This window comes from Galbibacter kalidii, from assembly GCF_026241135.1.
Lineage (GTDB): Bacteria > Bacteroidota > Bacteroidia > Flavobacteriales > Flavobacteriaceae > Galbibacter.
On the sequence record NZ_JAPFGA010000002.1, the window covers coordinates 267,422 to 280,379 of the forward strand.

At 40.7% G+C, this 12,958-nt stretch carries 13 protein-coding genes; 6 read left to right on the forward strand and 7 right to left on the reverse strand.

What is annotated here, in order from left to right; genetic code table 11:
• Nucleotide 1 precedes the first annotated feature (1 nt).
• The 7 genes from OOZ15_RS03400 to pdxA all read right to left on the reverse strand — a co-directional run bounded on the left by OOZ15_RS03400 (nucleotide 2) and on the right by pdxA (nucleotide 6,240).
• Nucleotides 2-1,123 (reverse strand): NAD(P)/FAD-dependent oxidoreductase, encoded by a 1,122-nt coding sequence (locus tag OOZ15_RS03400; RefSeq protein WP_265954308.1) that lies wholly within the window; start codon nucleotides 1,121-1,123, stop codon nucleotides 2-4.
• A 97-nt stretch (nucleotides 1,124-1,220) separates the two neighbouring features.
• Nucleotides 1,221-2,573 (reverse strand): acetyl-CoA carboxylase biotin carboxylase subunit, encoded by a 1,353-nt coding sequence (accC, locus tag OOZ15_RS03405; RefSeq protein ID WP_265954309.1) that lies wholly within the window; start codon nucleotides 2,571-2,573, stop codon nucleotides 1,221-1,223.
• A 75-nt stretch (nucleotides 2,574-2,648) separates the two neighbouring features.
• Nucleotides 2,649-3,152, reverse strand: a complete 504-nt coding sequence (gene accB, locus OOZ15_RS03410) for an acetyl-CoA carboxylase biotin carboxyl carrier protein (RefSeq protein WP_265954310.1) — start codon at nucleotides 3,150-3,152, stop codon at nucleotides 2,649-2,651.
• A gap of 29 nt (nucleotides 3,153-3,181) precedes the next feature.
• A complete protein-coding gene (locus OOZ15_RS03415; RefSeq protein WP_265954311.1) occupies nucleotides 3,182-4,177 on the reverse strand; it encodes a beta-ketoacyl-ACP synthase III in 996 nt (331 codons plus the stop codon).
• Between the two features lie 174 nt (nucleotides 4,178-4,351).
• Nucleotides 4,352-4,549 (reverse strand): 50S ribosomal protein L32, encoded by a 198-nt coding sequence (gene rpmF / locus OOZ15_RS03420; protein ID WP_008611284.1) that lies wholly within the window; start codon nucleotides 4,547-4,549, stop codon nucleotides 4,352-4,354.
• Between the two features lie 9 nt (nucleotides 4,550-4,558).
• Nucleotides 4,559-5,095 carry a YceD family protein gene (locus tag OOZ15_RS03425; protein ID WP_265954315.1) on the reverse strand — a complete coding sequence of 179 codons (537 nt, stop codon included), beginning with the start codon at nucleotides 5,093-5,095 and terminating at the stop codon, nucleotides 4,559-4,561.
• Nucleotides 5,096-5,193: 98 nt separating this feature from the next.
• Nucleotides 5,194-6,240 (reverse strand): 4-hydroxythreonine-4-phosphate dehydrogenase PdxA, encoded by a 1,047-nt coding sequence (pdxA, locus tag OOZ15_RS03430; RefSeq protein WP_265954317.1) that lies wholly within the window; start codon nucleotides 6,238-6,240, stop codon nucleotides 5,194-5,196.
• Nucleotides 6,241-6,372: 132 nt separating this feature from the next.
• Here pdxA and OOZ15_RS03435 point away from each other — a divergent pair, with 132 nt between their 5' ends.
• From OOZ15_RS03435 to OOZ15_RS03460, 6 genes are all read left to right on the forward strand, one after another.
• Nucleotides 6,373-6,960, forward strand: a complete 588-nt coding sequence (locus tag OOZ15_RS03435; RefSeq protein WP_265954319.1) for a riboflavin synthase — start codon at nucleotides 6,373-6,375, stop codon at nucleotides 6,958-6,960.
• A gap of 292 nt (nucleotides 6,961-7,252) precedes the next feature.
• Entirely contained in the window at nucleotides 7,253-8,893 is a 1,641-nt protein-coding gene (locus OOZ15_RS03440) for a TldD/PmbA family protein (RefSeq protein WP_265954321.1), read from the forward strand.
• Between the two features lie 28 nt (nucleotides 8,894-8,921).
• Complete coding sequence (locus OOZ15_RS03445; protein WP_265954323.1) at nucleotides 8,922-10,235, forward strand: TldD/PmbA family protein; 1,314 nt, start codon at nucleotides 8,922-8,924, stop codon at nucleotides 10,233-10,235.
• Nucleotides 10,236-10,419: 184 nt separating this feature from the next.
• Complete coding sequence (locus tag OOZ15_RS03450; RefSeq protein WP_265954325.1) at nucleotides 10,420-11,040, forward strand: DUF4159 domain-containing protein; 621 nt, start codon at nucleotides 10,420-10,422, stop codon at nucleotides 11,038-11,040.
• A 14-nt stretch (nucleotides 11,041-11,054) separates the two neighbouring features.
• The gene (locus OOZ15_RS03455) at nucleotides 11,055-12,050 is read left to right on the forward strand and encodes an AAA family ATPase (RefSeq protein ID WP_265954326.1); all 996 of its coding nucleotides are present in this window, start codon (nucleotides 11,055-11,057) and stop codon (nucleotides 12,048-12,050) included.
• Between the two features lie 14 nt (nucleotides 12,051-12,064).
• A complete protein-coding gene (locus OOZ15_RS03460) occupies nucleotides 12,065-12,958 on the forward strand; it encodes a DUF58 domain-containing protein (protein ID WP_265954328.1) in 894 nt (297 codons plus the stop codon).

The following is a 12,958-nucleotide window of genomic DNA, read 5'->3' on the forward strand; positions in this document are numbered from 1 at the left end:
GCTATGTTGTTAAATTTGCCAATTCTTTTCCGACATGAGCCCCAATGGCAATGCCCATACCTCCTAAACGAACCCCACAGAAAATGTTGTGGGAAAGTGCTTTTATTATCGGCTCTTTTGTAGAACCAACGCCCATGATTCCACTCCAGCTAGTGTCAATTTCATGCGGGGTTTGTGGTAAAATCACTGTTTTTAAGAGTTCCTTTAATTTATCCTGAACAAGAGATGTCAATCCAAATTCTGATGTTTCTTCAGCATTAAAATCCAGATTCCTCCCTCCTCCCAGGAGTATTCTGTCATTTATATTTCTGAAGTAATAATAGCCCTTATCCAGATGGAAAGTCCCTTTTATATGAAGGTTTTTGATCGGTTTGGTCACCAACACCTGTGCGCGTACCGGTTTTATTTCATCGTTGACAAACTTTGAGGCAAATCCGTTGGTAGCAAGCAAGAGTTTTTTGGTGTTGAAGGAAATCACATTCGTTTTTACACTAACATTTTCCCCTGTTTCTTCATAGGATGCTACCTCAACACCGTACAGGATTTTAATCCCTTCTTCAACACATTTGCTGTACAAAGCATCCATCATTTTTCCGGTATTGAGCTGTCCTTCCAGATGATTTACCATATAGTGGTCGTGTATTCCCGAAAAGGAAAAGCTGTTTTTTTCTACTGAAAACACCTCCGTTTTAAATAAAGGAAATAAGAGTTCGTTGATGTAGTCCCTGTTTTCCATACAGCTTTCAAATAGCTCCGGGTCGTCTTTTAAGAACAGTTCATAACCTTTGTAGGTTTTGTAGCCAATATTATCTTCACCTAAAGTATTTTTCAACTGTTGTAGTCCGCTGTCGCGTTTTTCAACCAGACGAATCATTTCTTCTTCGGAAAGTGTTTGCAGGTCATCCAGTAATTCAGAAATACTTCCGAAACAGGCAAAACCGGCATTTTTGGTACTCGCTCCTTTGGGTAATATTCCCCTTTCCAACACCAAGATCTTTGCCTTCGGATGTTTTCTTTTAAGTTCCAAAGCACAATTTAGCCCGACAATTCCAGCGCCGACAACCGTAAAATCGATGTTTGTAAAATAGGTGTCTCTTTCCCAATATGAAAAGCTGTTTTCCATGGTATGAAATTAAGGTTTTTAATTCAGTATTGGGAAACAAAAAAACCGCATTAAATAAATAATGCGGTCTTTGATTTTTATTGTTGAAGCGTATTAACTACTCTTCTTCCTGTGGTTTCATTTTAAAATCCTCCATGAATTTGGTTGTATAATTTCCGGCGATATAATCCGGATGATCCATCAACTGTCTATGGAAAGGAATAGTGGTTTTTATACCTTCGATAACGAACTCATCCAAAGCGCGCTTCATTTTGTTGATCGCCTCTTCCCTTGTTTGGGCAGTTGTGATCAACTTGGCGATCATCGAGTCATAGTTCGGCGGAATTATATATCCGCTGTACACATGCGTGTCTAAGCGCACTCCGTGTCCGCCCGGAGCATGCAGGGTAGTTATTTTTCCCGGAGAAGGTCTAAAATCGTTATACGGGTCTTCCGCATTGATCCTACACTCAATTGAATGTAGTTTTGGGAAGTAATTCTTTCCGGAGATTGGTACTCCTGCCGCTACCAAGATTTGTTCGCGGATCAAATCGTAGTCTATCACCTGTTCCGTAATCGGGTGCTCCACCTGAATACGGGTATTCATCTCCATAAAGTAGAAATTCCTGTGTTTATCCACTAAGAACTCTACTGTTCCGGCGCCTTCATATTTGATATATTCTGCTGCTTTTACAGCCGCTTTCCCCATTTTATCACGAAGTTCATCGGTCATAAATGGTGAAGGGGTTTCTTCGGTAAGTTTTTGGTGTCTTCGTTGCACAGAGCAATCCCTTTCAGACAGGTGACACGCTTTTCCAAACTGGTCGCCTATAATTTGTATCTCGATATGTCGTGGCTCTTCTATGAGTTTTTCCATATACATACCGTCGTTTCCAAAAGCAGCTCCGGCTTCTTGTTGTGCACTTTCAAGGGCTTTTTGAAGGTCTTCTTCTTTCCATACGGCACGCATTCCTTTTCCGCCACCTCCGGCAGTTGCTTTCAGCATCACGGGATAGCCCATTTCTTTGGCCAGTTTCTTTGCTTCTTTCAAAGATTCCAACAATCCGTCTGAACCGGGAACCGTAGGCACTTTTGCAGCTTTCATTGTTGCTTTGGCACTGGCTTTATCCCCCATTCGTTCGATCATTTCGGGGCCTGCACCTATAAATTTAATGCCGTGTTCCTTACATATTCTTGAAAAATTGGCGTTTTCTGAAAGGAATCCGTATCCGGGATGGATCGCATCGGCATTGGTAATTTCTGCAGCCGCTATGATATTGGATATTTTAAGGTATGAATCCTTACTCGGTGCCGGTCCTATACAAACAGCTTCATCAGCAAACCTAACATGCAGGCTTTCTTCATCAGCTTTAGAGTATACAGCTACCGTTTTGATGCCCATCTCTTTACAGGTTCTAATAACACGTAGTGCTATTTCCCCTCTGTTCGCGATCAATATTTTTTTAAACATACAGTTCAAATTTTAAATCTCAAAAATCAAATTCCAAAAAATTGGGATTTGGAGTTTGGGAATTGTGATTTAACGTTATGAAGGGTCTACCAAAAATAATGGTTGATCGAATTCTACTGGAGAGGCTTCGTCAACCAACACTTTTACAATTTTACCGGAAACTTCGGATTCAATCTCGTTGAATAACTTCATAGCTTCGATAACACAAAGTACGTCTCCTTTTCCTATGCTATCGCCCACTTCGACAAAGTTAGGTTTGTCCGGCGATGGTTTTCTGTAGAAGGTACCAATGATCGGTGATTTTATTGTGATATACTTACTGTCATCTTCAGGAGCGGTAGTTTTAGACTCTGTACTGCCTTCTGCAGCAGATGCCGGTGCTTGTTGTGGCATGGTACTCGGTTGTTGTGCTACCGGTTGGTTTACAGGAATCTGTTGAACATAAGTAGTTGCTTCTCCTTTTTTGTCATCAGAACCTGTTCTGATCGTAATCTTTACATCCTCCATTTCAAGCTTTACTTCGCTTGCTCCGGACTTTGCTACGAATTTGATTAAACTTTGAATTTCTTTTAACTCCATGATTGAACTTTTGTTAGTTTTGAGTTTGTTTATGCGTTATAAGCCCATTTTAAATAAATGGATCCCCAGGTAAATCCTCCCCCAAAGGCTGCAAAAATTAAATTATCCCCTTTTTTAAGCTGTTTTTCATAATCATTTAGCAATAGAGGTAATGTAGCCGAGGTTGTATTACCATATTTTTGAATATTCACCATTACCTTCGAAGTGTCCAAATCTACGCGTTTTGCTGTCGCGTCTATAATTCTTTTGTTTGCTTGATGTGGCACTAACCATTGAACGTCTTCTTTAGTAAGGTTATTGCGAACCATTATCCTTTCTGCAACATCTGCCATATTGGACACGGCAAACTTAAACACCGCTTTTCCGTCCTGAAACACATAATGTTGCTTGTTTTTTACCGTTTCTTCAGAAGCGGGTAGAATAGAACCTCCGGCTTTGATATTTAGGAATTCCCTTCCAACACCATCGCTCCTCAAGTATTCATCCTGCAAGCCAAGTCCTTCTTCATTGGGTTCAAAAAGAACCGCTCCTGCACCATCTCCAAAAATAATACATGTTGTTCTGTCTGTATAGTCGATAATAGAAGACATTTTATCTGCCCCTATCAGAAGTATTTTTTTGTAACGTCCGGATTCTATATAACTGGATGCAGTGGACATGCCGAATAAAAAACTGGAGCACGCTGCCTGCAAATCGTATGAGAATGCATTTACTGCTCCAATCTCTGTCGCCACATAGGCAGCTGTTGCTGCTACCGGTAAATCGGGTGTTGCTGTGGCTACTATTACCATATCGATCTCTTTTGGATCGGCTCCACTTTTTTGAAGTAGATCTTCTGCCGCTTTTATGGCAAGGAAAGAAGTGCCTTTACCTTCTTCCTTTAAAATGTGCCTTTGCTTGATCCCTGTTCTAGAAGTGATCCATTCATCGTTTGTATCAACCATGGTTTCCAGTATCTGATTAGTCAATACATACTCGGGCACATATGCTCCTACAGCTGAAATAGCTGCTTTACGTTTATTCATAATTCGCTTAAGTTTTTATCAAAAACGGGCAAAATTCGATGAAAATTAGTTTGAAATTACTAATTTTTATCCGAATAGCGGTGCAAAATAGGGTGTTTTTGATTTATAGAAAAATTTTAAATAAAAAAACTCTCACATCATGTGAGAGTTTTGACTTTTAGCTAAAAATTTACCTTATGCTACTTCTTCAGTTGTGTTATCGATAAGCACTTGGCCTCGGTAATAAAGTTTACCTTCATGCCAGTGAGCTCTGTGATACACATGCGCTTCGCCCGTTGTAGGATCTGTAGCGATCTGAGGAGTAGTAGCTTTGTAATGCGTTCTTCTCTTATCTCTTCTTGTGCTGGACTGTCTTCTTTTAGGATGTGCCATTTTTAAATCTTATTTATCCGTTAATAGTTTTTTCAATTGATCCCAACGCGGATCTGTTTCCCCGTCTTTGTTTTCTTTTTCTTCTTTAGGTTGAAACTCTTCCAGTTTCTTTAATGTTTCTGTTGATAGGCTTCCGTCTTCCACTCCCGGATGAATCCTTTTCCTCGGAACCGAAAGCACGATCATCTCATAAATATATTGTGCTACATTTATTTGATGCTCGCCGTGCGGAATAATCAAGACTTCTTCATTTTCGTCGTTATATTCCTCACCGAATTTTACCAACAAATGGAGGTTCCCTTTTATTTCCTGATCGTATGGCTCGTTTGAAAGATCACAAAAGACATTCACCGTACCACTACTCTCAAAGGTAAACTCCAACATATTGCTTTTTTTATCTAAGATTGTTTTAACGTCTACTTTCGCATCGTTAAACTCATCATATTCAAAAGCGTCAAAGAACTCTTTTCCTATTTCATAATCGAACTGGTGTTTTCCTTGTTTCAATCCTATAAAAGGAATATCAAACTCCTTAAATTTCTTCATTTTAAACATCAGTTTTAAAACCTTACACCTTAATTATAAGGCGGGTGCAAAGATATAAATTTTTATTTATGATAATAATGTTATCAACTTTTTTTTGTTTATAACTTTGCCGGTCGTTTTTTTAATGGGTTTTTGCTTATTTCTTCGTAATCTTTTCTGTTTCTGAAAATGTGTATTGCCATAAAAACCGCCTCTTCAAAAGAATGATGATCGGCTTCTCCTTTTCCGGCAATTTCAAAAGCCGTTCCGTGGTCGGGAGAGGTCCTTACTTTTGACAGCCCTGCGGTATAGTTCACCCCTTTTCCAAAAGACAGGGTTTTAAAAGGTATGAGCCCTTGATCGTGATAGGCCGCCAAAATAGCATCAAATTTTTCATGTTGCCTCGAACCAAAAAAACTGTCGGCTGCATATGGTCCGTAGACCAGCTTTCCGGTTTCACTGATCTTTTTGATCACCGGTCGCAACACTTCATCGTCTTCATTTCCTATAACTCCATTGTCTCCTGTATGCGGATTGATTCCCAAAACCGCAATCTTAGGTTTGCGAACCCTGAAATCCTGCTTCAGGGAAGCATAAATCTTGGCTAGTTTCTTTTCTACCAACTCAGGGGTTATGTTTTTGCTTACATCCTTTACCGGAACATGATCGGTAAGCAAACCTATTTTCAAATCATCGGTCACCATAAACATGAGCGCTTCTCCATCCAAGGCTTTGGCAAGATAATCGGTATGTCCGGGGAAATTAAATTCGTCTGATTGTATATTGTGTTTGTTGATCGGTGCCGTGACCAACACATCTATCTCATCATTCTTTAGGGCACTGACCGCTGCCTTAAGCGATAAAAAAGCGTATTTCCCGCCTTCTTCGGTTTCTTTTCCCGGTTCGATATTGGGAGTTTCCTGCCAAACGTTTACGACATTGATTTTTCCGGATACCGCACTAGAGGCTTTATCAACACCATTATAAGCAATGTCCATTTTCAACATTTTTCGCTGGTATGAAATCACTTTTGTGGAACCGAAAATAACAGGCGTACAAAACTCAAGCATTCTATTATCTTCAAAAGTTTTGAGTATCACTTCACAGCCTATACCGTTAAGATCACCAATTGAAATTCCAACCCTGATGTTGTTATTGTTCTTCATTGTGTTCGTTTTTATGCTTTTTTACAACCCTCTGTTGCGGTTTGCACTAATCTTTAGTAGGTTTGTTGGGATATATTCGACTAAGCAATCAATAGTAAAATGGATATGCAAATTTAATTAATTAATTACAGAATGTTTACGGGAATTATAGAAGAGTTGGCACAAGTGACCCATATCACAAAAGATAAGGAGAATTTGAATATCACTATAAAAAGCAATATCACCGGCGAACTTAAAATAGATCAAAGTGTATCGCATAATGGTGTGTGCCTGACCGTGGTGGACATTAACGACGACCAATATACCGTAACAGCCATTAAGGAAACGCTTGATAAAACTGCTATCGGAACATTAAAGATAGGCGACCACATTAATCTGGAGCGTGCCATGAAACTCGGTGATCGTCTTGACGGACATATCGTTCAGGGACATGTGGATCAAACGGGGATTTGCAAAGACATTAAAGAAGAAGACGGCAGTTGGCGGTTCACTTTTGAATACGACCCGAGCATAAACAATGTTACCATTGAAAAAGGATCCATCACTATTGACGGCACCAGCTTAACCGTGGTTGATTCCGGAAAAAACTACTTTAGCGTAGCTATTATCCCCTATACCTATAAACACACCCGATTTAAGGATTATCAAATAGGAACAGAAGTCAACCTCGAATTTGATGTCATCGGCAAATATGTTTCCAGATTGATGAAGATTTCTTGATGGTTGATTCTTCATCTTCATTCTAACGGAATTTCTTATTCTTTTTCTTCCTTTTCATCTCTTCAATTACACATTTACCAAAATCCAAACCCTCCCATTACATTTTTAAAATTCAATTTCTTAACAAAACGTTAATACATTGTGATAAAATTATAATTTGTTCATTTTTTACTACTTTAGGATTTTACATAAAATAAAGCTCAATCTATTTGATTTTTGTTGATTTTTTTTCAGTTATATCAAGAAAGACTACGAATAATTAAATCAGAAAATCTAACCTAAAGACATCTATATGAAAAGACGAGATTTTGTTCAAATGGCAGGAATGGGTGCCGGAGCCATGATGCTTCCTGTTTCCATGTTTGGAAATAACATTTCGGCAGAAGCCTTGCTCGAACCCGGTTTGGATCCTGCAGCCAAAAAGGTGTTGGCCGATGTTGCCTTGAACACTGCCAGATCATTAGGAGCCACCTATGCCGATGCCCGCATCGGAAGGTATTTGAATCAATATGTTTTCACCAGGGAAGACAAGGTTCAAAATGTGGTAAACACCGAAAGTTTTGGAATCGGTATCCGTGTGATCGCCAACGGCACTTGGGGTTTTGCCTCTACCAATGACGTGACACAAGACGGTATCAAAAAAACAACCGAACGAGCGGTCGCCATCGCTAAAGCCAATTCCAAATTCCAAAAAGAACCCGTAAAACTGGCCCCTACACAATCCCACGGGGAGGTTTCTTGGAAAACACCTATCAAAAAAGACTTTAAAGATGTGCCTATTTCGGATAAGGTGGATCTTTTGCTTTCTGCCAATGCAGCCGCCATGGAAAACGGGGCTAATTTTGTGAATTCTGCCTTATTTATGGTCAACGAACAAAAGTATTTTGCTTCTACAGACGGTTCCTATATCGATCAGGATGTTCATCGGATATGGCCGACTTTTGACGTTACTGCCATCGACCGTGCTGAAGGGAAATTTAAATCCCGAAACGCATTGAGTGCTCCTATGGGTATGGGATTTGAATATATGGACGGACTGGATTCTGAAAAATTGAAGGGTCCTGAAGGTTTAATCCTGTACAGAAACAGCTATGATATTGTTGAAGACGCAACCAATGCAGCTAAACAAGCCAAAGAAATGCTAACTGCAAAATCAGTTGAGCCTGGTAAATACGACCTTGTTTTGGAACCTAATCACTTGGGATTGACCATTCACGAATCTGTTGGTCACCCAACGGAGCTTGACCGTGTACTGGGTTATGAAGCCAACTATGCCGGAACAAGTTTTGCCACCATTGACAAATGGAAATCGGGTGATTTTAAATACGGAAGTGATATCGTCAATATTTTCGCCGATAAAACACAGCCCGGATCGCTCGGTGCTGTAGGTTATGATGACGAAGGTGTAAAAACCAAGAAATGGGATATCATTCGTAACGGGGTTCTGGTCAACTATCAGGCCATTCGGGATCAGGTAGCTATACTTGGGCAAAACGAATCACATGGTTGCTGTTATGCTCAAAGTTGGAACGATGTTCAATTCCAACGTATGCCTAATATTTCCTTAGAGCCCGGAAAAGAGAAATATTCCATAGAGGAGATGATCAAAGATGTCGAAAAAGGAATTTATATCGCCGGCAGAGGTTCATATTCCATCGATCAGCAACGTTACAACTTCCAATTTGGAGGTACTGTATTCTACGAAATAAAAGAAGGAAAGATCGTGGGAATGCTCAACGATGTAGCCTACCAATCCAATACTCAGGAATTTTGGAATTCATGTGTTAAAATATGCGACAAAGACGACTACCGTATGTTCGGTTCCTTCTTCGACGGAAAAGGACAACCCTCACAGGTTAGTGCTGTATCACATGGATGTTCTCATTCAAGGTTCAACGGTATTAATGTGATCAACACAGGAAGAACAATTTAACCAGTCTATTAAAATCAATAATACAATCATGGCTATATATACAAAAGAAGAAGCAAAGAAAATCATGGAAAAAGCGCTTAGCTTTTCCACAGCCGATACTTGCTCTATAAATTTGAGTGGAAGTGAAAGCGGGAACATCCGCTATGCGCGAAACTCGGTTTCTACCTCTGGACATCGTTCCAATCAATCATTGGTTGTAGAATCCAGTTTTGGGAAAAAATCGGGAGTGGCCACCATCGACGAATTTGATGATGCCTCGCTTGAAAAAGTGGTAAAACGCTCTGAGGAGTTAGCGAAACTTTCCCCGGAAAATCCGGAATTTATGGAACCTTTAGGGCCACAAACTTATGACGAGTCTCTCAGCTACATAAAAGAAACCGCCAACATTTCTCCTGATTACCGTGCTGAAGTGGCTAACAGTAGTATTAAGCCAGCGGCTGCAAAAGATGTAACGGCCGCAGGATTTTTTAATGATTCCGCCAGATTTTCTGCTAAATTGAACTCAAAAGGACTTTTTGCCTATAACCAATCTACAGGTATGGATTTTACCGTAACCATGAGAACCAATGACGGTACCGGTTCCGGATGGGCTTCAAGAGATTATAATGATGTTTCCATATTTGATGCCGCTGAGGCTTCAAAAATTGCCATCGACAAAGCAGTAATGTCACAAAACGCCAAGGCTATCGAACCGGGAAAATATACCGTTATTCTCGAACCGGCGGCTGCAAATGATCTTTTGAGTCGTATGTTCTGGTCATTTGATGCTAGGAGAGCAGATGAAGGGCGAAGCTTTATGTCGAAAGACGATGGCACGAAATTGGGACAAAAAATAGTGGACGAAAGGGTCAATGTCTGGTCTGATCCATTGCATCCTGAAATCCCTTCCTCTACATGGGACGGAGACGGCTTACCCGTCAAAAAAATGAAGTGGCTGGAAAAGGGGGTCGTAAAAAACCTTTCGTATAGCCGCTATTGGGCATCTCAAAAAGGAGTAGATGCCACACCATCGCCATCCAATTTTATCATGGCCGGTGGTGATGCTTCACTCGACGACCTGATAAAAGATACCAAAAAGGGAATTCTCGTGACCAGGCTTTGGTATATCCGAAGTGTCGATCCGCAAACATTGCTATATACGGGACTGACCCGGGACGGAACTTTTTATATTGAAAACGGAAAAATAAAGCATCCTGTCAAGAATTTCAGGTTTAACGAAAGTCCGGTTATCATGTTGAACAATCTCGAAACTTTAGGGAAACAAGTCCGCTACAACGGAAACTTGATTCCTTATATGAAGATCAGGGACTTTACGTTCACCAGTTTATCGGATGCCGTATAAACTTTTTTAAAAGAATATGATGAGGGTGTCTAAAAAGGCTTAAAAACCTTTGTCACACTGAGCTTGTCGAAGTGTAATGTGAATAATCAAATCGCCTTCGACAGGCTCAGGGTGACAATTTATGTAAAAACAGCCTTTTTAGAAGACATCCTCATTTCTTTTTAATGCTGTGAAAAAGGCAAGTGTGAGTAATAAATTTTTCTTTACGAGATTGCAATACGAGTCAGGCGATTGGGACGTCGATCAGCGCATGCCTTCCAATTTGCTGAATTCCCTCGTGGAATACACCACTCTGAAAATCGACAAAAAAGAAAATATCATTTCGCTTAGTAGTGACGAGGTCTTCAAGTGTCCTTTCTGCTACCTTTCCGGGCACAAATTGGTAGAGTTTACTGAAAAAGAACGGGAAAACTTCAAGAAATATATCAATAACGGAGGCTTTATTTTTGTAGACGACTGTAATCACGACATCGATGGTTTGTTTGCCAAGTCATTTGAAAGACAAATGGAACAAATTTTTGGAGAGGGAGCCTTGAAAAAAATCCCGAACAATCACGAGATTTACAATATTTTTTTTGAATTTGAAGACGGACCGCCTACCACTTCCCAGGAACTCAACGGCTGGGGAGACGACCTTGTTCACGAATATCTCAAAGCCATTGAGATAAACGGTCGCATTGGGGTTTTGTACAGCAACAAAGATTACGGCTGTGAATGGGATTACGATTTTAGGAACAAACGCTGGTATAAAATAGACAACACAAAATTTGGTGTAAACATAGTGATGTATGCACTCACCTCTTAAAACTGAATTCAATTATGAACAAAGATCTGGCAAAGACAGAACAGGAAATTGTAACGCTAACCGACAAGCTCAAGGCCTTAAAAAAAGAGATCGGCAAAGTCATTATAGGTCAGGAAGAAACCGTCGACCAATTGCTCATTACTTTTTTGGCAGGAGGCCATGCCTTGCTGGAAGGTGTTCCGGGATTGGCCAAAACCTTGATGATAAGAACGCTTTCAAAAGCAATCGATCTAAAATTCAAAAGGATTCAGTTCACCCCAGATTTGATGCCCTCGGATATTATTGGAACGGAAATCCTGGAGGAAGATCATAGCAGTGGTAAAAAATTCTTCAAATTCAACAAAGGACCTATTTTTGCCAATATCATACTTGCCGATGAGATCAACCGTACACCTCCCAAAACACAATCTGCCCTCCTGGAGGCCATGCAGGAATTTGAGGTGACCTATTCGGGAAAGACCTATCCGCTAGAAACCCCGTTTTTTATCCTGGCCACACAAAACCCCATTGAACAATCCGGAACCTTCCCGCTTCCCGAAGCTCAGCAAGACCGCTTTTTGTTCTATATCAAGATCGGCTATCCCAACGAAACAGACGAAACCCATATTTTAAAGGATACCACCGGGGTGAAAAAAGAAACCGTTGAGCCGGTCATTAGCGGAAAAGAAATTTCCAGACTACAACAATTGGTCAGGGAAGTGCCTATAAGTGACGAACTTATCGCTTCAGTAAGCAAATTGGTGCGAGCTACCCGACCTGAAACAACGACCAATGCTTACGTAAAAGAATGGGTAGGTTGGGGCTCTGGACCACGTGCAGGGCAAGCTTTGATCCTTACGGCAAAAGCCCGTGCCCTCTTGCAGGGTCGCTTATCGGTTACCCCGGAAGACCTGAAAGGCATTGCCCTTCCGGTACTCCGGCACAGGATCATTGTCAATTTTAAAGCAGAAGCGGAAGGCGTTACCTCAGACGACGTGACCAAAAAACTTATGGAAAGCATGACATTTTAATTAAGCTCTTTCCCATGAAGCAAGATTATCATCAGTTACTTAAATCAGAGATCATCAATTCCGTTTCGGGATTGGCGCTCATCGCCCGTGTGACCGTTGATGGTTATCTTGCCGGCCATAACAACAGTCGGCGTATCGGGTCGGGAATGGAATTCAGTCAGTACAGTCATTACCAGCCGGGGGACGATTTGCGACTATTGGACTGGAAAATGTTGGCTCGATCGGAAAAGTATTACATCAAACAATCGGAAGTGGAAACCAATGTCACGGTCAAATTCGTGCTCGATTCCAGCAAATCCATGCTCCATGAAGAGAACGGTCTCAGCAAGATGGACTATGTAAAAGTACTTGTAGCCTCCATTGCCTATCTGGCGAATAGCCAAAAGGACGAAATCGGACTCTATGCCTTAAACGAACACCGGGTAGACAGCCTAAATCCCAAAGTGAACAAACAGCATTTCAATTATTTTTTACACAGGCTCATCAGCATACAAAGTGACGGAACCTTTCCTGATATAACCACAGCTCTACAAGAAGTGCATACCCGAAGCCAAAAGGAGCTTGTTTTTTTTATTACCGATTTGTATGAATACAATCAGGAATTAACGAGTATCATCAAAGGCATGAAAACTGTCCGAAACGAAGTCATCGTGTTGCACGTCATGGGAAAAAGCGAATTGGAATTTGATTATAAGGGCTCGGTAACCTTTCAGGATCTGGAAACGGGGGAACGCTTAAAAGTAGATGCGAAAACCGCAAGAGAACACTATCTAAAATCACTGGGTGATATGGTAAACGCCATGAAAAAAGAATTTTTAGCTAACAATATCGGATATCATTTATTCCGATTAGATACGCATATTGGCGAGGTGTTACAATTGTTTTTAAAGAAAAGAAGTCGTATGTGA

Coding starts and splice junctions, on each gene's coding strand:
- OOZ15_RS03400 (WP_265954308.1), bottom strand. CDS start 1,123: ATGGAAAACAGCTTTTCATATTGGGAAAGAGACACCTATTTTACAAAC.
- accC (WP_265954309.1), bottom strand. CDS start 2,573: ATGTTTAAAAAAATATTGATCGCGAACAGAGGGGAAATAGCACTACGT.
- accB (WP_265954310.1), bottom strand. CDS start 3,152: ATGGAGTTAAAAGAAATTCAAAGTTTAATCAAATTCGTAGCAAAGTCC.
- OOZ15_RS03415 (WP_265954311.1), bottom strand. CDS start 4,177: ATGAATAAACGTAAAGCAGCTATTTCAGCTGTAGGAGCATATGTGCCC.
- rpmF (WP_008611284.1), bottom strand. CDS start 4,549: ATGGCACATCCTAAAAGAAGACAGTCCAGCACAAGAAGAGATAAGAGA.
- OOZ15_RS03425 (WP_265954315.1), bottom strand. CDS start 5,095: ATGAAGAAATTTAAGGAGTTTGATATTCCTTTTATAGGATTGAAACAA.
- pdxA (WP_265954317.1), bottom strand. CDS start 6,240: ATGAAGAACAATAACAACATCAGGGTTGGAATTTCAATTGGTGATCTT.
- OOZ15_RS03435 (WP_265954319.1), top strand. CDS start 6,373: ATGTTTACGGGAATTATAGAAGAGTTGGCACAAGTGACCCATATCACA.
- OOZ15_RS03440 (WP_265954321.1), top strand. CDS start 7,253: ATGAAAAGACGAGATTTTGTTCAAATGGCAGGAATGGGTGCCGGAGCC.
- OOZ15_RS03445 (WP_265954323.1), top strand. CDS start 8,922: ATGGCTATATATACAAAAGAAGAAGCAAAGAAAATCATGGAAAAAGCG.
- OOZ15_RS03455 (WP_265954326.1), top strand. CDS start 11,055: ATGAACAAAGATCTGGCAAAGACAGAACAGGAAATTGTAACGCTAACC.
- OOZ15_RS03460 (WP_265954328.1), top strand. CDS start 12,065: ATGAAGCAAGATTATCATCAGTTACTTAAATCAGAGATCATCAATTCC.